General features: G+C 68.4%; 19 protein-coding genes and 1 pseudogene. 8 read left to right on the forward strand and 12 right to left on the reverse strand.

Annotation, left to right across the window (positions count from 1 at the left end; translation table 11 throughout):
* Nucleotides 1-90: 90 nt before the first annotated feature.
* The 4 genes from ACWDEX_RS35825 to ACWDEX_RS35840 form a co-directional block, all read right to left on the reverse strand.
* The gene (locus ACWDEX_RS35825) at nt 91-609 is read right to left on the reverse strand and encodes a SixA phosphatase family protein (protein WP_450468656.1); all 519 of its coding nucleotides are present in this window, start codon (nt 607-609) and stop codon (nt 91-93) included.
* Nucleotides 610-770: 161 nt separating this feature from the next.
* Complete coding sequence (locus tag ACWDEX_RS35830; protein ID WP_450468657.1) at nt 771-983, reverse strand: hypothetical protein; 213 nt, start codon at nt 981-983, stop codon at nt 771-773.
* Nucleotides 984-1,154: 171 nt separating this feature from the next.
* Entirely contained in the window at nt 1,155-1,271 is a 117-nt protein-coding gene (locus ACWDEX_RS35835; protein WP_450468659.1) for an SGM_5486 family transporter-associated protein, read from the reverse strand.
* Nucleotides 1,272-1,331: 60 nt separating this feature from the next.
* Nucleotides 1,332-2,621 carry a CynX/NimT family MFS transporter gene (locus tag ACWDEX_RS35840; protein WP_450468661.1) on the reverse strand — a complete coding sequence of 430 codons (1,290 nt, stop codon included), beginning with the start codon at nt 2,619-2,621 and terminating at the stop codon, nt 1,332-1,334.
* Between the two features lie 100 nt (nt 2,622-2,721).
* Here ACWDEX_RS35840 and ACWDEX_RS35845 point away from each other — a divergent pair, with 100 nt between their 5' ends.
* Nucleotides 2,722-3,411, forward strand: coding sequence for a FadR/GntR family transcriptional regulator (locus ACWDEX_RS35845; protein WP_450468662.1), 690 nt, complete (start codon nt 2,722-2,724; stop codon nt 3,409-3,411).
* 7 nt (nt 3,412-3,418) lie between these two features.
* Here the strand turns inward: ACWDEX_RS35845 and ACWDEX_RS35850 are convergent, their stop codons facing one another.
* From ACWDEX_RS35850 to ACWDEX_RS35870, 5 genes are all read right to left on the reverse strand, one after another.
* Nucleotides 3,419-3,790 carry a hypothetical protein gene (locus ACWDEX_RS35850; RefSeq protein WP_450468664.1) on the reverse strand — a complete coding sequence of 124 codons (372 nt, stop codon included), beginning with the start codon at nt 3,788-3,790 and terminating at the stop codon, nt 3,419-3,421.
* Nucleotides 3,791-3,997: 207 nt separating this feature from the next.
* Nucleotides 3,998-4,765 (reverse strand): enoyl-ACP reductase FabI, encoded by a 768-nt coding sequence (fabI, locus tag ACWDEX_RS35855; RefSeq protein WP_450468666.1) that lies wholly within the window; start codon nt 4,763-4,765, stop codon nt 3,998-4,000.
* 5 nt (nt 4,766-4,770) lie between these two features.
* Complete coding sequence (gene fabG / locus ACWDEX_RS35860; protein WP_450468668.1) at nt 4,771-5,490, reverse strand: 3-oxoacyl-[acyl-carrier-protein] reductase; 720 nt, start codon at nt 5,488-5,490, stop codon at nt 4,771-4,773.
* A gap of 347 nt (nt 5,491-5,837) precedes the next feature.
* Nucleotides 5,838-7,109, reverse strand: a complete 1,272-nt coding sequence (locus ACWDEX_RS35865; protein ID WP_450468670.1) for a hypothetical protein — start codon at nt 7,107-7,109, stop codon at nt 5,838-5,840.
* Nucleotides 7,110-7,436: 327 nt separating this feature from the next.
* Complete coding sequence (locus ACWDEX_RS35870) at nt 7,437-8,030, reverse strand: DUF4291 domain-containing protein (protein ID WP_450468671.1); 594 nt, start codon at nt 8,028-8,030, stop codon at nt 7,437-7,439.
* Nucleotides 8,031-8,427: 397 nt separating this feature from the next.
* Here ACWDEX_RS35870 and ACWDEX_RS35875 point away from each other — a divergent pair.
* The 5 genes and pseudogenes from ACWDEX_RS35875 to ACWDEX_RS35895 all read left to right on the forward strand — a co-directional run.
* A pseudogene (locus ACWDEX_RS35875) lies at nt 8,428-8,939 on the forward strand (hypothetical protein); the annotation flags it as partial.
* A 1,019-nt stretch (nt 8,940-9,958) separates the two neighbouring features.
* The gene (locus tag ACWDEX_RS35880) at nt 9,959-11,974 is read left to right on the forward strand and encodes a hypothetical protein (RefSeq protein ID WP_450468673.1); all 2,016 of its coding nucleotides are present in this window, start codon (nt 9,959-9,961) and stop codon (nt 11,972-11,974) included.
* A gap of 33 nt (nt 11,975-12,007) precedes the next feature.
* Complete coding sequence (locus tag ACWDEX_RS35885) at nt 12,008-13,072, forward strand: hypothetical protein (protein ID WP_450468674.1); 1,065 nt, start codon at nt 12,008-12,010, stop codon at nt 13,070-13,072.
* A 14-nt stretch (nt 13,073-13,086) separates the two neighbouring features.
* Entirely contained in the window at nt 13,087-13,371 is a 285-nt protein-coding gene (locus ACWDEX_RS35890; protein ID WP_450468676.1) for a hypothetical protein, read from the forward strand.
* 79 nt (nt 13,372-13,450) lie between these two features.
* Complete coding sequence (locus ACWDEX_RS35895; RefSeq protein WP_450468677.1) at nt 13,451-14,119, forward strand: hypothetical protein; 669 nt, start codon at nt 13,451-13,453, stop codon at nt 14,117-14,119.
* A 327-nt stretch (nt 14,120-14,446) separates the two neighbouring features.
* Here the strand turns inward: ACWDEX_RS35895 and ACWDEX_RS35900 are convergent, their stop codons facing one another.
* The 3 genes from ACWDEX_RS35900 to ACWDEX_RS35910 all read right to left on the reverse strand — a co-directional run bounded on the left by ACWDEX_RS35900 (nt 14,447) and on the right by ACWDEX_RS35910 (nt 18,669).
* The gene (locus ACWDEX_RS35900) at nt 14,447-16,975 is read right to left on the reverse strand and encodes an FtsX-like permease family protein (RefSeq protein WP_450468679.1); all 2,529 of its coding nucleotides are present in this window, start codon (nt 16,973-16,975) and stop codon (nt 14,447-14,449) included.
* The gene (locus ACWDEX_RS35905) at nt 16,972-17,718 is read right to left on the reverse strand and encodes an ArsR/SmtB family transcription factor (RefSeq protein ID WP_450468681.1); all 747 of its coding nucleotides are present in this window, start codon (nt 17,716-17,718) and stop codon (nt 16,972-16,974) included. The genes ACWDEX_RS35900 and ACWDEX_RS35905 overlap by 4 nt, the downstream gene beginning before the upstream one ends.
* A 213-nt stretch (nt 17,719-17,931) precedes the next feature.
* Complete coding sequence (locus ACWDEX_RS35910) at nt 17,932-18,669, reverse strand: dienelactone hydrolase family protein (protein WP_450468682.1); 738 nt, start codon at nt 18,667-18,669, stop codon at nt 17,932-17,934.
* 274 nt (nt 18,670-18,943) lie between these two features.
* On the opposite strand from ACWDEX_RS35910, the gene ACWDEX_RS35915 reads away from it, so the two are divergent.
* Together ACWDEX_RS35915 and ACWDEX_RS35920 are read left to right on the forward strand one after the other, a co-directional pair.
* On the forward strand, nt 18,944-19,888 hold the full coding sequence (locus ACWDEX_RS35915) for an RNA polymerase sigma-70 factor (RefSeq protein ID WP_450468684.1): 945 nt from the start codon (nt 18,944-18,946) through the stop codon (nt 19,886-19,888).
* Between the two features lie 93 nt (nt 19,889-19,981).
* On the forward strand, nt 19,982-21,166 hold the full coding sequence (locus ACWDEX_RS35920) for an NAD(P)/FAD-dependent oxidoreductase (RefSeq protein WP_450468686.1): 1,185 nt from the start codon (nt 19,982-19,984) through the stop codon (nt 21,164-21,166).
* Nucleotides 21,167-21,294: the final 128 nt, after the last annotated feature.

The following is a 21,294-nucleotide window of genomic DNA, read 5'->3' on the forward strand; positions in this document are numbered from 1 at the left end:
GCAACGCCGCTGGGGGTCCCCCCTGCTCGAAGAGCTTGGGGGAGGCCGTGCCGGGCGTCGCGACGCCGCTCCCTATTGCCCCCCAGGTCGTTACTCGCTCGGCGCCCAGTAGTCGAGCAGGGTGGCCACGCTCGGCTCCAGCGACTTCCAGGGGCCGTCGAAGGAAAGCGTGGCGAAGGCGGCGGCCGGGAAGCCACGCCGGTTCATCCGCTCACGGGCGTCGCCCTCGGCCGTGCCGGCGAGTACCTCGGCAAGGCCCTGGACGCCGGGGTTGTGGCCGATCAGGAGCACATTGCGCACGTCGTCGGGGGTCTCGTTGAGCACGGTGATCAGTTCACCGGGCGAGGCCTCGTAGAGCCGCTCCTCGTAGACGGTTTTCGGCCGCTGCGGAAGCTCCTGGACCGCGAGTTTCCAGGTCTCACGGGTGCGAGTCGCGGTGGAGCAGAGGGTCAGATCGAAGGGGATGCCGGTGTCGGCCAGCTTGCGTCCGGCGACGGCGGCGTCCTTGCGACCCCGGTCGGCGAGGGGGCGCTCATGATCGGACACCTGCGGCCAGTCGGCCTTCGCATGCCGGAAGAGGACAATCCTGCGGGGTTCTGCGGAGCTCATGCGTCCCAGCTTCGCATGAGACAGGCCGACGGACGCAGGGAGTTGGCGACGCCGCGGCCGCGCCGGTACACCGGCGGCTCACCGGTCATCGCGCCCGCGCCCCGACCGGAGGAACGCCGCCCGAGGGGTGCTGTCCCGGCCGACCTGCCCCGAGGGCGGCCTCACGGCGCGTACCGCGTCACTGCCTGCTGGATGCCCGCGATGAGGTGGTTGAGGGCCGGGCCTTGGCCGGTGCTCGTGTCCGCCGGATCGAGTATCAGCGCCAGCAGGGCGACGAAGGCCAGCGCGGGCAGGGCGAGAGCCCACCAGGGCAGCCGGATCTCGACGCCGCCCGTGGTCGCCGGGTGGGGCCGGGTGTGCGTGCGGGCCGACATGACTGCCTCCGTGCGGCTTCGAGTGCTCCGTGAGCCGCGCTCCGCGGCCACATCTCGAAGGTACGGACTCCGCCGTCCTCAACCCATCCGGTGATCCACCCACTTGACCCTGACACTCACCCCCTAGGGGATGGTGGGGCTAGCCCCACCCCGGGCCGTGGGTGCGTTCGGTCAGGGTGAGGCGATCGTCGCGACGATGGCGATGAACACGAAGATCGCGAGGAAGCCGCCGAAGATGAGCAGCATCTTCTTCTGGCCGTTCTGGGGATTGGGGTCGAGCACCGGCATACGGTCAGTTTCGCACCCCGCGCCGGCCCCGACTCCGGCGGGGTGGGCGCATCCGGCGGCTCAGCGCTCGGCCTCGTCCTCCACCGTCCTGTTGCGGCCCGCGAGAATACCCACCGCGATCTGCGGAATCATCAGCCCGGCCATGAGGGTGAGCGGCAGACCCCAGCCGCCGCTGTGCTGGTAGAGAACGCCGACCAGCAGCGGCCCCGGGATCGACAGCAGGTAACCGGTGCTCTGCGCGAACGCGGACAGCTTGGCCACACCCGCGCTCGTCCGGGCCCGCATCCCCACCATGGTCAGCGCCAGCGGGAAGGCGCAGTTGGAGACGCCGAGCAGCACTGCCCACGCCCAGGCGCCGCCCGCCGGGGCCAGGTACAGCCCCGCGTACCCGGCCAGACCGCACATACCGAGCACGACCACGATCGGGCCCTGCTGCGGCAGCCGCGAAGCCAGCCGCGGGATGACGAAGGCGAGGGGCACGCCCATCACCATCGTCACGGCGAGGAGCACACCGGCGGTGCCGGCGGGGACCCCGGCGTCGCGGAAGATCTGTGCCATCCAGCCCATCGTGATGTACGCGGCCGTGGACTGGAGCCCGAAGAAGGCGGCCAGCGCCCATGCGGTACGGCTCCGGACCATCCGCAGCCCGTCGGGCTCGCCCTGGGCTCCCGCCGCGGCGGGAGCGCTCGCCGCGGGATCGGCACCCCGCGCGCGGACGAACGGAAGCCAGGGCAGCACGGCCGCCGCCGACAGCGCCGCCCAGACGGCGAGCCCCGACTGCCACCTTCCGCCCATGGCGTCGGTCATGGGTACCGTGACCGCCGCGGCGGAGGACGTGCCGACCGCGAGCGCCATCGAGTACAGGCCCGTCATCGAGCCCACCCGGTCCGGGAACCAGCGCTTGACGATCACCGGCATCAGCACGTTGCTGACGGCGATACCCATCAGGGCGAGCGCGCTGGCGGCCAGGAAACCGGCCGTGCCCCCGGCGTACGGGCGGATCAGCAGGCCCGCGGTGATGGCGACCATGCCGGCGCAGACCACCGCGCCCGGTCCGAAGCGGCGGGCGAGCCGCGGCGCCATGACACCGAAGACGGCGAAGCACAGCGACGGTACGGAGGTGAGGAGTCCCGCGACGCTGCCGCTCATGCCGAGCCCGTCGCGCACCTCTTCGAGGAGGGCGCCGAGGCTGGTGACGGCGGGTCGCAGGTTGAGTGCGGCGAGGACGATGCCGACGACCAGCAGACGCGTGGTCCACGCGCGCGGTGCGGCCGTCCTGCCCTCGGTCTCCGTTCCCGCGGAACTGCGTATCGGTACGGACGTCGCCGTCCGGGTGTCCTCACATGCCATGACACCCATCCTAGAATGATGGGATGATTGGTTGTCTACCGTGTTTGCGTTACGCTCCCGAGTCTCCGGTCACGCACACAGGCCCGCCCGAAGGACCGCCATGCCGCTGAGCCACCCCCGCCGATCCGCACTGTCCGAACAGGTCATCGCGGAGCTGCGGACCCAGATCACCTCGGGCGAATGGCCGGTGGGCTCCCGCATCCCCACCGAGCCCGAGCTGGTCGAGCAGCTCGGTGTGGCCCGCAACACGGTCCGCGAAGCCGTCCGCGCGCTCGCGCACAACGGTCTGCTGGACATTCGCCAGGGCTCGGGGACGTACGTGGTGGCGACCAGCGAGCTGGCGGGCGTGATGCACCGCAGGTTCGCCGACGCCGACCCGAACCACATCGCCGAGCTGCGCTCCACCCTCGAGTCGGGAGCCGCGCAACTGGCCGCCGAGCGGCGCACCGAGCGTGACCTCAAACAGCTTGACGCCCTCCTCGCGCGCCGCGAGGAGGCCTGGGCGTCCGGGGACACGGAGGCGTTCGTGACCGCGGACGCCACGTTCCACATGGCCGTGGTGGCCGCCTCCCACAACGACGCGATGACGGCGATGTACGCGGATCTGGGTGAGGTTCTGCGGGACTGGTTGCGCGGCGACGTCGGCGAGGAGCTGACGCCGGAGACGTACATGGACCACACGAGGCTCATGGACGCGATCCGGGCGGGCGACGCGACCGCGGCCGCCACGGAGGCGGCCGGCTATCCGTTCATGTGCCGTCCGGGACGCCCGAGGACCCCCGGGCGCTGAGCGCGGCTCACCTCTGGTGGTCGACCCACGCCGAGCGGACCCTCTCCCAGCATCGGCCGGTCATCCGTACGGTCATCGCGGGCGCCGCCTCGACGGGGGCGGTGTCGGTGTCGATGTCCCACCACCGTTCGCAGTCGATGTGCAGGCTCACGCGATCGGTCAGGGGATAGGGGTTGTGGCAGTACGCGACGACGTGCGAGCCGGTCACACCGACACGGCACGCCGCCCCGAAGAGCTGCGGATCCGTGGTCTTACCGGCCTGTACGCGTGTGTGCGGCACGGCGTGCTTCGCGCGGGTGTGCGGCAGGGCCTCGTACGGCAGAGACATGACCAGCGGAACCGCGACGAGCCACGGGGCGATATGGCGGGACAGGCGCACGACGGGGACCTCCTCGGCCGTACGGCTGCGGGGCGGTGCGTACTCCCAGCGTGCGTGCCGAATGGTCCCGAACGCCCGGCCAGGTACGCCGAACGGTCGACGCCCCGTTCCCCGCGCGAAGCGGGAACCGGGGCGTCGGCCTCGTACGACAGGGCGCACGACGCACGTGTGCGATGGCGTGAGCGCTTACGCGCAGGCCATGAGCGCTCAGGCGCCGATGGCGTGCAGACCGCCGTCCACGTGGATGATCTCGCCGGTGGTCTTCGGGAACCAGTCGCTGAGCAGCGCGACGATGCCGCGGCCGGCCGGCTCGGGGTCGTTCAGGTCCCACTCCAGCGGGGAGCGGCTGTCCCACACGGAGGCCAGCCCGCTGAAGCCCGGGATGGACTTGGCGGCCATGGAGCCGAGGGGGCCCGCGGAGATGAGGTTGCAGCGGATGTTCTGCTTGCCCAGGTCGCGCGCCATGTAGCGGCTGGTGGCCTCGAGGGCGGCCTTGGCCGGGCCCATCCAGTCGTACTGCGGCCAGGCGTACTGCGCGTCGAAGGTGAGACCCACGACCGAGCCGCCGTTCTGCATCAGCGGCAGACAGGCCATGGTCAGCGACTTCAGGGAGAACGCCGAGACGTGCATGGCGGTGGCCACGGACTCGAACGGGGTGTTGAGGAAGTTGCCGCCGAGGGCGTCCTGCGGCGCGAAGCCGATGGAGTGCACGACGCCGTCGAGGCCGCCCAGCTCCTCGCCGACGATGTCGGCCAGCCGCCCGAGGTGCTCGTCGTTGGTGACGTCGAGCTCGATGACCTTGGTGGGCTTGGGGAGCTTCTTGGCGATGCGCTCGGTCAGGGTGGGCCGCGGGAACGCGGTCAGGATGATCTCGGCGCCCTGTTCCTGGGCCAGCTTCGCGGCATGGAACGCGATGGAGGACTCCATCAGCACACCGGTGATCAGGACGCGCTTGCCGTCGAGGATTCCGCTCATGGTGATCAGTGACCCATTCCCAGTCCGCCGTCAACAGGGATGACGGCTCCAGTGATGTACGAGGCGTCGTCCGAGGCGAGGAACCGCACCGTCGCGGCGATCTCCTCCGGCTGCGCGTAGCGGCCGAGCGGCACCTGCGACACGATGTTCTCGCGCTGCTCGTCGCTGAGCGCCTTGGTCATGTCGGTGTCGACGAAGCCGGGCGCGACGACGTTGAAGGTGATGTTGCGCGAGCCCAGCTCACGGGCGAGGGAGCGCGCGAAGCCGACCAGGGCGGCCTTGGAGGCGGCGTAGTTCGCCTGCCCGGCGGAGCCGAGCAGCCCCACGACCGACGAGATCAGCACGACGCGGCCCTTCTTGGCCCGCAGCATGCCCCGGTTGGCGCGCTTGACGACGCGGAAGGCGCCGGTGAGGTTGGTGTCGATGACCGAGGTGAAGTCCTCCTCGGACATGCGCATCAGGAGCTGGTCCTTGGTGACACCGGCGTTGGCGACGAGGATCTCGACCGGACCGTGCTGGGTCTCGATCTCCTTGTAGGCCTGCTCCACCTGCTCGCTGTCGGTGATGTCGCACCTGACCGCAAGGCAGCCCAATTCCTTGAGGGCGGCCGGCGGCTCACCCGAGCGGTACGTGATGGCGACCTTGTCGCCGGCGTCGGCGAACGCGCGGGCGATGGCGAGGCCGATGCCCCGGTTGCCTCCAGTGACGAGAACCGAGCGGCTCAACGGATCACCCTTTCGGTAGCGGTCTTGAACCCCTGCAATACAGGCGCCTTCATCGAAAACCTATCGGTCCGGATCGCCGCGCGGGCATTCCGGCACCGACAGTGGCACCATCTGCCTACTGTCGGGTTCCTACAGTCGGTCCGCCCTGGTCAGCCCGTCGTCGTCGGTCTGTCATGCCGGGCGCGTGCCCGACAGACTCCAGTCCGTCGCCGACAACGGGGTTCGTGCACGCCACTCAACAAGCCGGCTCGGGTCCGGGAACCGCCTGAGACGCCACCGATCAAGGCAGCGCGGAGGCCCCGGACCAGCGGCCCGGGGCGGGTGCCACCGCTCGCGTCAGACGGTCGTCAGCTCAGGCTCCGGGCCCGGCAGCGGCGCACGATGACGAGCATGCCCGCGCCCGTGGCCACCGCCGCAGCGGCCACGCCCGTGATCGGCAGCGCCGAGGACCCGGTCTCTGCCAGGTTGCCGCCATTCGCCGTCGTCCCGTCCCCGCCGGTCGACGACGACCCGCCGACCGAGCCGCTCGAGCCACCCGCCGATCCGCCCGAGCCACTGGTCGATCCGCCCGATCCGCCGGCCGAGCCGCTCGAGCCACCCGCCGATCCGCCCGAGCCACTGGTCGAGCCACCCGTCGAGCCGGTCGGCCCCCCGCCCGTGACGTCCAGCGTGATGTCGGCCCTGTCATTGGCCTTGTCAGGGTCGAACGGCCGTGCCTCGGTGCCCAGCGCCACCGAGCCCTTGGCGTGCGCCACCCACTTGTCGATCTTCAACTGGAAGTTGTAGGCCTGTCGGCCGCCCTCGTTGAGAGCCCACTGGCTCATGCCGCAGTCGTACGCCCGACCCCTGGCCTTGCAGAACCCGGGGGCCTTGACGACCGACGTTCCGGCGGGCGGTGTGATCATGACCCTTGCGGTCCGCTCCCCCACCTTGGCCATGACCCAGGCGGGCCCGGCGTTGGCGAACTCCACCTTCATCGGCAGCGTTTCGCCGACGCTCCCCTTCAACGCGGCACCCGTCACCTGGTAGTCGGCTGAGTTGACGGAGGTGACGGGCACATCAACGACTCGCGCGGCCCCCTCGTCACCGGGCTGTCTTTCGACCAGTTTCACCGCCGGTGCGGTTCCCGCCACCGGCGAAGTGCCGTTGTCGTCCGCCCCCGGATCGTATTCCCCGGCACGCAGGCGCAGCTCGTCGTTGAGCGCGCGGTCGAGTGCCTTGACGCGGAGAGGCCTATCGGGCGTGTAGACGACGCCCAGCTCCACCGCCTGGTCAAACGCGCACACCGCGGTCCATCTCTCGGGCATCTCGTCGTACGACGGGACGTGCTGTGTCCAGCAGTTGGAGGGAATCTCCGTGAAGTCGAGTCCCCGGGTGACGGAGTAGGAGATCCACACCTTCTCGGCGGCTCCGGTGCCCTTGTTCGCCACGGTGACCGGCAGATCGAAGGTGCTCCCCGGTTTCACCCCGCTGATCGGCTCGATGCCACCAATGACCAATTCGGGTGCGGTTTCATCGGCGAAGGCGGCGGGAGCCGCGGCCAGCGCGATCAGGCCGGCGGCGCCGAGGGCGGCAACTGCGGCACGGGAGGTGTGACGGTAGTGCGGGGGCATCAGCATGGAGAGCACCTCTGTCGGAACGCGGGCAGACGGACGGTGTCTTGCAGAAGAACATCCCTTCGATCGCTAGACTCCTGCCGGTCCCGAACAGTTGCACGTCCGGTGCCTCCTCCGCCTTGCGATCGCCCCCTCCCCGGACGCCGTAAGCCCCGCTCCCGATTCGGAACTTCGAGCCTTCGGACTCGCTCCCTCCGGTGGAACCGTCACCGGCACGACGAGCGGCGACAGACCGCTGTGACCCGCCCACCGCCCTGAGCTCAGCAGCGCTCAGCGCGGACCGGCCCGCGTCTCAGGCCCTCGACCACGAAAAGGGCGAGGTCTTGACGATCATCCCCCCAGGTGTGCCATGAGTTCGGCTGTGGCCGGGTATGGCCGCTCCTCGGGCAGTAGCCGAGTCGCGGAGTCAAGGTCGCCGCCTTTGACGAGTGCGTGGATCTCGCGGGCGAGTGGCGTCACGTCACTGATGGAGACCATCCACTCGTCCGCGTAGCGTCGTACGGCCTCACCGGAGAGCCCGAGTTGCAGGGAGCGGTAGGGCAGGGGCTGGAGGTGCAGATCGCGCTCGGGGTCCCACTGCACGCGGGCCGGTGCACGCTTCAACTGGCGTTGCCAGGCGGCGCGGTCGGAGTGCAGCCCGCGTGCGTAACCGGACAGGCACGCGTTGCTCAGTGCCCACTCGAAGCCGTCGCGGGTGATCTCGACGGCCAGGACGGTCTCTTGTCCCGGCTTCGTGCCCCAGCCGCAGCGGTACATCATCCACGTGAACGACGGCTTTATCCATGTCATTCGGTCCCGCTTCCACGTGGCGGGGAAACGGCCCTCGAGCACCGCAGGCATGCCGATCTCCGGGGAGTACGCCTGGTAGACGGTGACCGTGGATGCCGTGTGGAGCGCGCGGATTCTGTGTTGCGGTTCTTCCATGGAGTACAGCGTGAGCCCGACGGATCTCCGTCGGCCATCGAATTCTTCGAAGGAGGCCGGTTCGTCGAGCGGCCCCAGGAGCGGGTGGAACGGCCGCCATCGGCCTGAGGTCGGCCACTGCCTCGGGTGGCACACAAAAGCGTCTGCGACCGCGGCCGCAGCAGAAAAGGACTACGAACTAGGCTTGACATGGATCATTATGCCGCGTTCGCAGCCTCCAGGAACGTGCGCCTGAACTCTGATGTGGATCAGCTCTGTTGGGCTGACCCACCGGAAAGTGGATCACGGCTTCGTAAGGAAGTGGACGAAGAAAGCTCCGGTCGAGCAGACAGGCCGCGAGCCGGAGCTTTCCGCATACCAGCAGGCGATACGGAAAGGACTCCTCGAAACCCCCGAAATGCAAGCGCCCGAGCCCTGGCGGCGCATCGCATACGCCCCGGTCGGTGAACTCCTCGGAATCGGCTTCGCCTCGCACCCCGACACCGGCCGCGCCTTGGTGATGGTCGTCTCGCATGACGGCCACGGCCTCTTCGACGCCGTCACGGGAGACAAGATCGCCCAGGATCGCGACCCGACCCCGAAGACAGCACTCCCGACGCGGTTGCCGACTTGTCCTGCCCCAGGCTGGGGCCGATCACCGGAAGTCGCGTGCGCACCGCATGGCTCTTCGGTGGAGCTCTGCACACCACCATCGCGGACGGCTGGACCTTGGTGGTCATCACGCCGACTTGGCCGAACGATCGTGTCCTGCTGTGTTGCGGCGGTGGGTTACCTCACGCCGGTCCGCACTGAGAAGGGTGGTGGCACATCTTCCACTCCGACTACTCCGAACTCCGAGCAGTCGGTTTCTCGCCCTCCGGACACACCATCGCCGTGGCGATGAGCAGCGACATCTCACTGTGGACACGCGCCACGGACGCCGACCACTCCGGCAGCGCCGACGCCTGGACGGAACAGACCGCGCGCCTGAAGCCGTCCAGTGAGCGGCAAGTTCGTAGCAGGCCCGGTATGTCGGCAGCTACCGTCGCGGCAAAGGGGCTGGGTAGGAACGAGCCGTACAGGAGCCGAGCGGATTCGACCCGGGATGAGCGCGCGTCACGCCGAAGTGACGGACGTGCTGGCTTACCTGGTTACTGCAAGCACGATCACGGTAGGCAAGGCAAAGAGGATGAAGAGCATGAGGAATACTTGCACACGAGTCCACCCGTGAATGCCGGGTGACTTCCTGATGGCATTCCCGAGGCGGGCGCAGTGCGCGAGCACGGCTTGGGCCGTCCCCGAAAAGGTTTGTGGACACTGCTTGGCATGGGTCATCAATCCGCGTTCACAGACGCCATCCACAATTTGATGGCATCGTCGTGAAGGGTTGCCAGAGCGAGCGTCGCCTCGCAATTGGGACGGCTGGTACCTGCTAGTGCAACTCGACCTTCCGGGGCGAGGAGCCTCTTCACGGGAGGTTTTCCCCACGTCCGTTGACGCAGGGGGTGGAGTCGTTGGTGCCTATGCGTCAATCCACCCGTTTCTGACTGCGGTTTGTGTGATCTTGACGCAAACCCGTCTGGTGACACCACTCGCCTCATGGGTAGCGTCGGTTTCCTTGACCTACCCCACCTCCACGGGAGTCCACAGTGCACGGCCCCACCCGGCTCGTGACGACCGCGCTCACTGCATCTGCGGCCCCGCCGCCGATCGCATGCGACTCGGGAGAAGGTGGCGGATCCGGCGACAACAAGATCGCAGGCGCTGACGCGGGCGGAGGCAGCTCAGCGTCACCGAGCGCCAGTGCGTCGGACTCGGTCGGCCGGAGATCAACAACGTCCCATGCCCGGGTTCCCCTACCACCAAGCACGTGGCAATAGCCACCGTCCTCAATAGCTGCGGCTACAAAACTGAACTCGCTCGAACAGAAACAGAAGGGCAGCGTTTCCATGGGGGAGTACGTCGGTGTCGATCCGGTACGTGTCCGCAAACTCGCCGACAGGCTCAAGGATCTGGAAGGCGCGTTGGCCAGACATGGCGCGCTGATCCGTAAGAACTTCAAGTCCTGGGACGGCGGCCTCGACCTGTCCCTGCTGGCCCAGCAGACCCGGGCTGTCAGCGACGACGCCCGCGACATGGCCAAGCGCGCCGATCTGGCCCGCAACCTGGAAGAGGTCGGCGGCGCGGCCATCATGTGCACCCCGGACGGCAACATCATCAACATGCCGTGGGACATGAAAGACGTCAACGCACAGAGTGCCAAGGAGGCCTCACAGGAGGCGGCGACTCTCAAGAAGGCGCTGGACAACCCCGATGCCCCAGACTCCCGCGCCGACATCGAGGCCGTCGCCCGCTCCCTCGCCGACCATCAGGACGACCCCGCCTACATGAGAGCGTTCATGATCGCTGGCGGAATCACCGACGCCGCGAGGGTGGCGAGCATCCTCCACAAGCAGGACGGCACGCACAGCGGGGCCGTCCTCAGCAAGGACTCGGAGAAGATCCTCGCCCAGTACGGGCAGGCCACCCAAGTCATGAGCAGGATCGCCGTCAAGGGCGACTACCCTCACCCGGCGCCCGACTACCTCGCGGCACTGACCGACCCGCCGGACGGTGACATGTGGTCCGTCGGCATGCTCTTCAAGTACGGCCCGAAAGGCAGCGAGTGGGATCCGACGGTGCTGTCCAAGGTCGGTGGGGCGATGCTCGACTGGCGCAAGACCCACAAGATGAGGCCTACCTACAGCAAAGGTCAGGTAATCGGTACCAGTTACTCCCCCGAAGCCTATGTTGACCCTGACGACGCCTGGTACAGGTCGATCGGGCTGGCGCACAGCTATGTCTCGGAGAACATGACCGACGCTCGGGTCCGGGTTGAGGCCATCGCCGCCAATGATCCGTCACTTGCGCTGATGCAGCGCGTCAGCGAGAACCCCGAGGCATCGCGAGATCTGCTGGGCGGCCCCGACGGCCCCCGGCATGCGGCGGAACTGGTCGACGACCACTGGGCCACTCCTGGGCTTAAGACCGCCGACGCCAAGTGGCCGAGCGCGGTGATACGCGCGGCGATCAGCGACCGTCAGCACCACACCAAAGCCTCGGCCGAAGCGGCTGCGAACATCATCAACGCGGGCGCCGAGAAGTACGAGTTGGACAAGAAAAAGAGCGACTTCGAGAAGGAGCAGTATCCGGTCAACCTCGAGATCTCGAAGGCTCTGTCCAATGTCTTCCAGTCCTACGTTCCGGATTTTGCCGCGTCGACCGGCGTCTCGCAGAAGAACGCGACCGTCAATGACGACGGCACTATCACGGTGGGCAGGGCGCCCGCCAAGGCATTCCTCAGCGAGATCATGAAGAACCGCGACGAGGCGGGAAACGTGATCCAGGCCATCAACGCCCAGATCAGCTTCACCTCCCAGCACGGAATCACCGGAGATGAGGGCACGTATCTCAAGAATCTGGCAGAACTCCGCGGAGAAGTGTCCGCTGCCGGTCACGACGTCAACATGGATGAGGCGGCCCTGCGGGACGCGGAGCATGCCAAGCAACTGCTGTGGTTCAACATCATTTCCAGCGGAGCGGCGGCCGTTCCCCTGCCAGCAGGCCCGAAGATGTTCGAGCTGGGATCCAAGTGGGTCCAGGCAGCAATCTGGGCCGGAATCCCCTACGGCGGCTCCAAGTTCCCTCCGAGTGAAGCCGATCAGGTCGAGAGCGATTACAAGGACATCCGCTTCAGTGACTCGACCTCCATGCAGATCCCGCTGATGCAGGGGCTCGTCCGGTCGGGTGAGATCAAGGCTCCGGCGGATCACCCGGAGTGGGCAAACGGCGACATCGTCATCCGGAACGATACCGACCGGGCGGCCTTCAACCAATGGTGGGTGAAGGTGAAGAGCCAGAATCACGGCCAATTGGACACCTTCGACGACGACATGAGGGATTCCTTCAACCGCGGGTCCAGTTGACGTGCTCATACGGGATGGAAATGAGGTGCGACCGTGAAGCGACACAGTCGGGGGTGGCTGGCGGCAGGAGCGGTCGCGACCGCCCTGCTGACCCTGGTCGGCTGCCTGGGGGGTGGCGACGACAAGTGGAAGGAGCCGGCCGAGGGGCAGGCCGAGGCTCTGCTGAGTACCGAGCACGGAAACGGCGGGAGTTCGGCTGCATGGCTCGCCTTCGACGGCGATCCCGACGGCCTCACGGTCGGGCCCGACGGGAAGGTCTACGGCCTGTCCGCCTCGCTCGCCGTGATCGAGGAGGACCACAAGGCCAGGGAGATCCTGAGCAGCGAGGTGCACGGCGCCAGCGGGCTGGTCGTCCTGTCCCCGAACTCGTTCGTGGTCGGTGCTCGCGGTCAGTTGCTGAACCTGAAGCCCAACGGGGAGCAGACAGTCCTCGCCGGGCTGTCGGGCAAGTCGAGGAAGCCCGGCCAGTCGGTGCCGGCCACCGCCTCGGCGAAGACCTCCGCCTTGACCGACGAAGGGATCGAACCCTTCGGCAAGCGCCCCGACGGCTCCATCCTGTTCTCGGACGGCGACGTGATCTGGCAGTTCAGGTCGGGGCGTCTGACCCGCCTCTACCAAACTCCGAACAAGGAGGCCGGCAAGACCGCGCCGCTCATCGACCGTGGCAGCGCCGTGGACCACTCCGGCACGGTCTATCTACGCTCCTCCGCAGAGGGTGTGTCAGCGCGATTGGGCGATGTCGTCTCTGTACACAAGGACGGATCGGTCGAGAGACTCACCTTTCCGACACAGATCACTGGAGTGAAAGGCAACCTGGCCGCACTGAAAGTGATCTGGATGGCAGGAGACAGCGGAAACGGCGTCTACGTCCGAGCGTGGGGCCATTCGACTGATTACGTGCTGCACGTTGCCTCGGGCAAGGCTGAAATCGTCGCCAAGCAGGTCTCCGACAGCGATGCCGATTCCGGGTGCAAGGAAGGGTATACGGTCGACGCCTTGAAGCTTCCCTGCACGATGCCCGATGCCCTGGCCTATTCATCAGGGAACCTTGTGATGTCGGGCAATGCCCCGTTCGTTCTGAAGATCGCAACGAAGTAGGAGTGGGAATCACCATGGCTATACCTCAGGAAGATCGCCTGGAATACATATGCCGCCAGGACATGAATGCGATCGAACGTGCGGTGAACGAAATACGTACCGCCATGGCGGACGTCGACAAAATGATACCGAAGACCTGGATCGGCAAGAAGGCGGACAACTGGCGGATCGATCACGAGGGCCGCATGAAACGACTGAAGACTCTTTTCGACTCCTTCCCAGCGGAAGAGAACCGCCTGGTGGAGAAGGCACGACAGGACCAGGCGAAGATGGACAACAAGACGCACGGGGGGAATTAGGCGCAGGCAGAGAGAAACGGCGGGTGACCTCGGAAGGAGGTATCCCGCTGCCGAGCCTGGCCAGTGGAGAGAGGGAGACATGGACGGCCACTCGTATGCCGTTCTCATCGGGACCGTTGCCGTCACAGCCGCCGCGTTCGACGTGGTCCGCGTGTACCGGCGGTTGCCCGCACGGCCCAAAGACGCGGTGCCCACGGACCCGACCGCCGTCGAGGCCGTGCCCGCGGAAGTGGTCCCCGCTGACCCCCAAGCGGCCGACGCCGATCGGGACTTCGGCCTCGTCGTCGTCACCCGTGCGGTGTTCGTCGTCCTCGCCCTCATCGCCGCCGGCATGATCTGGAGTGCCGAGGACGATCAGCACTGGACCCAGGACAAGATCGTGCACGAGGTAGAGAAGATCGCGGCCGACATGCAGAACGGAGAGGGGGCACCCGGCGATGGCGCCACACCGGGTGCAGGCAGCTTCAAGGCTCTGGTGGACCTCGAGGTGCAGGGCGTCGTGATGGGTAACGGCCTCGGCCTGACGGACGATTTCGCCACCCCACCTCCGGACGCGGTGGACAGCTACGTCATCACCGGCACCAAGTTCGACGACCGGACACGGGAATCAGAGCCCACCAAGTACCGGGCCTGTCTCGTGATCATCTCAGCAAGCCCCGTCCCCAACAGCCTGCCGAAAAGTTCCGGCATCAGTGAGGCAGTTCACGACTACGCGATCCAGACCAAAGTCACCTCGGGCGGATGCTGAGGCGCACCGTCGGGCTATTCCGCGCGAGCGGGCCTCGGGGCGAGCAGCACCTGGTTGCGCTCACGTCGACTCGTCAAGACAGCTCGCGGGCCGGTCGCCTGAGCGCAACGATCTGACTGCGCGCGAAACCAGTGACATCTGTCGCGACCGCCACAAGTGTGAGCAGGACAAGCGCACTCGCTGCAGCCACAGACGCCGCAGCAAGCACGCATGCCGCAAGTACATTCGTCACAAGTACGAGACGCAGGCGCCGAGCGGAAGGACGAAGGCTGAGCCGCCGCACGACGCCGGACCACAGCACGACAGACGCTCGTCAGCTTCCTGGTGCTACTCCTTGGCGGTAGCCACCGTCACCGCGCGCACCCGGAGTGCCGCGCGCCCTGGCAGGGCGGTGGCGACGAGGGCGAGGAATCCGGCGACGGCCACGATGGCGACGTACAGCAGCGGAGTGACGGTCGGGGCGGCGCGGCCGGTCATGCCGATACTGAACGCGGTCAGGACCGCGAGGGCGATGCCGCTGCCGAGCACGGTGGCGAGGAGCAGTACCGACAGCGCCTCGGCACGCAGCATGCGCAGCACCTGTCGGCGTGTGGCCCCAGCTAGTCGGAGCAGTGCGAACTCACGGACTCGTTCGGAGACCGACATGGCGAGTGTGTTGACGACGGCGATGGCAGTGAAGGCCAGGACCAGTCCCATGGCGAGGTAGTTGACCTCCGCATTCGCCTGCTGCTGCTGTGCCTGAAGGTGGTCGGCGGTCTGTGGGGAGACGACACGGACGCCGGGGAGATCACGGAGCGCGGTCGTGATCTGTGTCTGCGTACGGGTCGTGCTGAGGAGGACGGAGGTGGCGAGGGGGTTGTCGACGTGGCGTGCGACCAGGTCGTGCGTGAAGGTGAGGTCTCCGAAGCCGAGCCCCTTGGTGTAGACGGCGGCAACGGTCAGCGTGGCGGGCGTGCCGTCGCCGAGCGTGAGCTTCAGGGTACTGCCGGGCTTCAGGTGAAGCTGGTCGGCGGCCAGTTCGCTCACGGCGACGGTGCGGTCGGTGAGCCGGTCGAGCGAGCCTGCGGTGACGCCCGGGTCCCAGGTGCGGCTGAGTCCGACGGGGGTGACGCCCTGCGCCGCGTACTTGTCGAGGCCGACCCGGACGGTCGTACGCACCACTTCGGTGGCCACCTCGTGGTGCGCACGGAACTGCCGTGCGGCTTCGGCCGGGACGCCCGGTCCGGCCGAGACGACGACCCAGTCGGCGCGCACGCCCTCGCGGGCCTGGGCGCGGGCGGCGTTGCCGAGCGTGGGCTGGACGAACAGGACCGTGCAGGTCATGCCGACGAGGAGGGTGAGAGGGGTGACGACGGAAGCCATACGGGCGGCGTTGCCGCGCAGGTTGGCCGCGGCCAGCCGGCTGCCCGGCCCGGTGAGTCGCAGCGTGCCGCCGAGGAGCAGCATCGCCGCCTTCACCAGGAGCGGCCCCAGCAGGGCGACAGAGGTGGACAGGACGACAACCGCCAGGAAAGTGACGGGCGTTGACGCGGGCTCGGTATGCAGGGAGGCGAGTACGACGACGAGGACCGTGCCGCCGGCCAGCAGGAGGAGCCCCGCGAGGACACGTCCCCACGGCGGCCGCGCGGGCTCGGTGTGGGACTCGGCGAGTGCCTCGGCCGGACGGATCCGGGCGATCCGGCGGGAAGCGACCCGGGCGGACGCCCAGGCTCCGGTCAGAGTCGCGATGACGCCGGCAAACGCAGGGAAGACGCTGACGGTGTGCTGGAGTGTTGCGGGGACAGCTCCCATGGCGACGAACCTGCTGTGCAGCCAGCCGCCCAAGGGCAGCCCGAGCAGGGCACCTGCGATGCCGGCGACCGCACCGACGATCAGCGCCTCACGGCCCAGGAGACCACGGATCTGTCCTGAGTCAGCGGCGATGGCGCGGAGCAGGGCGAGTTCGCGGTACCGCTGCTGCACGGTCAGTGCGAAGGTGCCGACGACCACGAGGACCGCCACGAGCAGCGAGGTGCCGCCCATGGCACCGCCCATGCTGACCAGCTTGGTGCGGGCCGCGGCGGCGTCCAGGAACTCCGCGGTCCCGCGGGCGTCCCCGCTGCTGACCTGCGCGTTGGTGCCATGCAGCGCCTGCACCACGGCTTGGCGCAGCCGCCCGGTGTCCGTGCCCCGGTCGGGGAGCACGCCGAACGCGGTGACCTTCCCGGGGTGCGCTGCCAGCCTGCGTGCTTCCGCTGTGGAGAAGAACAGCGACGTCTGGTGCCGTACGTCCGTAGCAGGCGTGGCGATTCCGGAAATGCGGTAGCTGCGCGGTGCCTGCGTCGACTGGACGGTGAGCCGACCGCCGACCTCCAGGTGGGCGCGCCCGGCGAGCCAGGAGTCGACGACGAGGTCGGTCGCGACCTTCGGTGCGTTGCCCGCGGTCAGTCTGTAGGGCGTAAGGGCGGCGGAGTCCCAGGCGTGCCCGTAGGCAGTACGGCCGCCCGTCCCGTCCGGCGTCAACGGGTCTGCGAGGAAGGTCAGTTCGGGGACGATCCGGGCGACGCCCGGGGCGTGTGCGAGGGTGCCTTCCAGATTCTGCGGGAGCCAGGCGCGCTCGGCGATGGGTTTCGCCTTGTGCTTGATCTTGGTCTTGCCCTTCTTGTGTTTGACGGTGGTCTGGTGGACGCTCTGGTCGGCCGAGACCACGACGGGGGTGGCGGCGTAGCGCTCGGTGCGGATCGTCCCGCGCAGGCCCGTCTCCAAGAGGGTGCCGCAGGCGGTGATCAGGGCCGCCGCGCACATCAAAGCGAGGAAGGCACCGAGGAATCCGGCCTTGCGGGCACGGACCGACTTCAGGGCATAGCGCAGCATCATGAGCGTTCGGTCCTCTTCGCGGTGTGCGGATTCGTGGTGTGCGCGGCACGGGGGTCTCGGCCGCCGCGGTCGTCGCGGCCGTCGACGGCGGGGGCGGGGGCGGGGGCAGGGGCGGGGAAGGCGAGCAGTCGGGTATGCACGGTGCGTGCGCCGGGCGGGGTGTCGGCCTCGGGACGTTTGTAGCGGTTGAGCAGGGCGATGTACTCCTCGAAGAACGCGCGCAGTTCGGGCAGCGTCAGCCGTATGCTGCCGCGCGAGTACGGGAAGGCGTCCGCCCAAGGATCGTCGGCGGCGGCGTCCTGCTGAACCTGCTCGAAGAGTTGCAGGTCGGCCGCGTAGGCGTGGTGGTTGAGCTCGTCCATGACGAGCCGCATCTCAGGGCTCTGCCGGCTGCGCGGCGGGAACCGCCGGTCACCCGGGATCGCCCGCCACCACCGCTCCCGGCCGGTGGCCCCACCCGCCTCCTTCGTCCCCTGCGTCTTCGCCGTCTCCTCCACGAAGCCGTGCCGCGCGAGTTCCCGCAGGTGGTAGCTGGTGGAGCCGGTGTTCAGCCCCAGCGCCCGAGCGAGCGTCGCGGAGGTCGCGGGGCCATGCAGGGTGAGGTGCTGCAACATGCGCTGCCGACGCGGATGCGCGAGCGCCTTCAGGGTGGCGAGGTCGGAGAGTTCGACCGGATCGGACGGCAGCGCCGGGGCCTGCCCGGCGGGCGCATGTGGTCCGGGAGTGCCGGGTTCCTGTTCCATGCGTACACAGTCGTCTGTGCACAGGGGTCTGTGCACTGCGGTGGATCGGCGTCTTCGACAGGGGGTTAGCCCTACCTAGCGCCGGCCCCTGCCGAGTTGGCAGGGGCCCGCGGTGTAGAGGGCTGTCGGGAGCCAGGACCTGTCCTCGATGAGCGGCGTCCTGGCCGACACCGCCTGCCACCTACCGTCTGTTGTCGGCCTGTCGGCCCGGCCTCACTTCAGGTGCCGGCCGAAGAACCGGGTCCCGTCCTCCACCTCGAACCACGGGGTGCCGGTGTGCCCGCCCAGGTTGGCGTGCAGCGTCTTCTCCTTGGAGCCGAAGGCGTCGAACAGGTCCAGGGCCCGCTGCCGGGGGTTCCCTTCGTCGTCCCACTGCAGCAGGAACAGCAGCGGGATGGTGAGCTGCCGGGCCTCCTCGCGCTGGGCGCGGGGCACGTAACCCCCGGCGAAGAAACCGGCGGCCGCGATGCGCGGCTCGGCCACCGCAAGCCGAATGCCCAGGGCGGTCCACCCCGAGTACCCGACCGGGCCGCCGATCTCGGGTAGCGAAAGGAGGGCGTCCAGAGTGGTCCGCCATTCCGGGACCGCCTTTTCGACCAGCGGGCCGATGAAGGACTCGAAGATCTCATCGACCGGCTCGCCGGCCTGCATCGCCCGGCGGAGGTCGGCGCGGGCCTGCTCGTCGGCGGCGGAACGGGGTCGACCCCCGCACCCGGCGGCGTCGATGGAGGCCACCGCGTAGCCGGACGCCGCGCAGTGCCGGGCGCGGGCCACCAGCCGGGGTTCCCCCTTGGCCAGGCCGTTGTTGTGGGCCATCAGGACCAGCGGGACCGGTGCGGATGCGGATGAGGATCCAGGCGTCCACAGGGTGCCGGGGATCTCGCCGAGGGTGAATTCGCGCTCGAGGACGCCGTCGTCGAGGCGCTGTTCAGAGGTGAGTTGAAGGGCCATGGTCGTGCCTTTCGGGAGTGCTCTTGATCGGCGCTCCCGGACGACCTATCGCCCGACCGTGACCCCGGAGGGGAGCACCCATGTCGATACTGCGTTCACGGGTACCACCTCCTTGTTCTCTCGCACGGCCTCCGGAAACGTAACAGTGGCTGCCTTGGTCCGCCAAGCGAATTCCTCGCGGGTCCGTGACCTGCTGTCACGGACCCGACGCCGGATCTGAGAGTCCCACATCTACCGGCGGTCGTTCGCGGCCTGTGTCCTAGGATCAGGGCCCATGCCTCTCACCGCGAACGACGTGGACCGGTTCGAGGCTTCCAGGCCCCGCCTGGAGGCCATCGCCTATCGCATGCTCGGCTCAGCGAGTGAGGCCGAGGACGCCGTGCAGGAGACGTTCCTGCGCTGGCAGTCAGCAGACGTCGACCGCGTCGAGGTCCCCGAGGCCTGGTTGACGAAGGTCCTCACCAACCTGTGCCTCAACCAGCTCACCTCGGCCCGCGCGCGACGCGAGACCTACGTGGGCCAATGGCTCCCCGAGCCGCTGCTCACCGGGGACCCGATGCTCGGCCCGGCGGACACCGCCGAGCAGCGCGAATCGGTCTCGTACGCGGTCCTCGTGCTCATGGAGCGTCTCTCCCCCAACGAGAGGGCGGTGTACGTGCTGCGGGAGGCTTTCGACTACCCGCATCGGGAGATCGGCGAGATCCTCGACATCACCGAAGCCGCCAGCCAGCAGATCTTCCACCGCGCCAAGAAGCATGTCGCGGACGGCAAGACCCGCACCGAGATCGACGAAGCCACGGCTCGGCGGATCGTCGATGAGTTCCTCGCGGCCGCCACCAGCGGCCAGACCGAGCCGCTCGTACGGCTGCTCACCCAGGACGCCATCTCGATCGGCGACGGTGGCGGGAAGGTTCCGGCCCGCACCAAGGCGTTCGAGGGCGCCCTCGCGGTCGCGAAGTTCATGCGGGGCCTGTTCAAGCCCAGCAAGGCCAAGCACGCCATGGTCGGCGGCTCGGCCGAGATCTACGCCACGACCGCCAACGGAGACCCCGCGATCGTGGGGGTCGTCGACGGCCGGGTCATCGGGGTCATATGCCTGGAGGTCACCGCCGACGGCATCGTCGCCGCCCGCAACCAGGCCAACCCCGACAAGCTCGAACGCGCGACCGAGCGGTGGGCTGCCACCGAGCACGGGGAACCCCTGTTCCACATGCTCTGACCATGATGTGAGGTGCTTCACATCGTGTTCCTGTCAGGAAACGGCGGGCCGCCCGGTTCAAGTGGCGAACCCGCGAGAGACAGGAGCAACGACATGAAGCACCGCATCATCGTCCTCGGAGCCGGATACACCGGAGCCATCGCCGCCGGGCGCCTCGCCAGACGACTGCGCCGCGAAGATGTCGCCATCACCCTCGTCAACGCCGAGCCCGACTTCGTCGAGCGGGTCCGGATGCACCAGCTCGCGGTCGGCCAGGACCTCAAGCCCCGGCCCTTCAGCGAGATGTTCGCGGGCACCGGCGTAGAGCTGAAACTGGCGAAGGTCACCGACGTCGACGTCGACCGCAGGACGGTCGCCGTCAGCGACGCGAACGGCGCCGAGGAGCTGGAGTACGACACCCTCGTGTACGCCCTCGGCAGCGGCTGGAACAACCAGGGCGTCCCCGGCGCCACCGAGCACGCCCACGAGATCGCCGGCCGCCCCGGAGCGCTCCGGCTGCGTGAGCGTCTGGCCCGCCTGGAGGCGGGGCAGCCCGTGGTCGTCGTCGGCGGCGGCCTCACCGGCTTGGAGGCCTCGGCCGAGATCGCCGAGGCCCGCCCGGACCTCGATGTCGCCCTCGCCGCCCACGGCGACCTCGGCGACTGGCTCGCGCCCAAGGGCCGCCGGCACGTACGGAAGGTCTTCGACAAGCTCGGCATCACCGTGCACGAGCACACCGCCGTCACGGGTGTCGAGGCCGACCGCGTCACCACCGCCGACGGCAGGGCCATCCGGGCCGTGGTCACCGTGTGGACCGCCGGCTTCGCAGTCCACCCGATCGCGAAGGCCACTGCCCTGGACGTCACCCGCACAGGCCGGATCGTGGTCGACCGGACCATGCGGTCGGTCTCGCACCCGGACGTGTACGCCATCGGTGACGCGGCCCTGGTGATGGGTCCCGGCGACAAGCCGCTGCGGATGTCCTGCGCTTCGGGCGTCCCCACCGCATGGCAGGCCGCCGACGCCATCGCGGCGCGCCTGACCGGCGGGAAGCTCCCGAAGGTGCCGCTCCGCTACTTCAACCAGTGCATCTCGCTGGGCCGAAGGGAAGGCCTGATCCAGTACGTCACCGCCGACGACCGTGCCGTCCGGGCGGCCCTGACCGGACGGCTCGCCGCCGTCTACAAGGAGCTGATCTGCAAAGGCGCGGCCTGGGGCGTCGCCAACCCTACGGTCCTGCCGACCCGGCGCCGCCCCGCCGTACGGGAGCAGGTGGCTCAGGTGGGCTCGCTCGTCTGAAGTCTCTCTTCGAGCCCTTGTGCCCGTGCTCAGACTCGGCTCTGGGGAGTCGGCAGGAATCCGGGGCTCCGTCCGTCAGGGACCGGTTGAGGCGTCGGTAGCTCGTTGAAGAACGACTCGGCTTCGTC

The organism is Streptomyces sp. NPDC001020 (genome assembly GCF_053599115.1).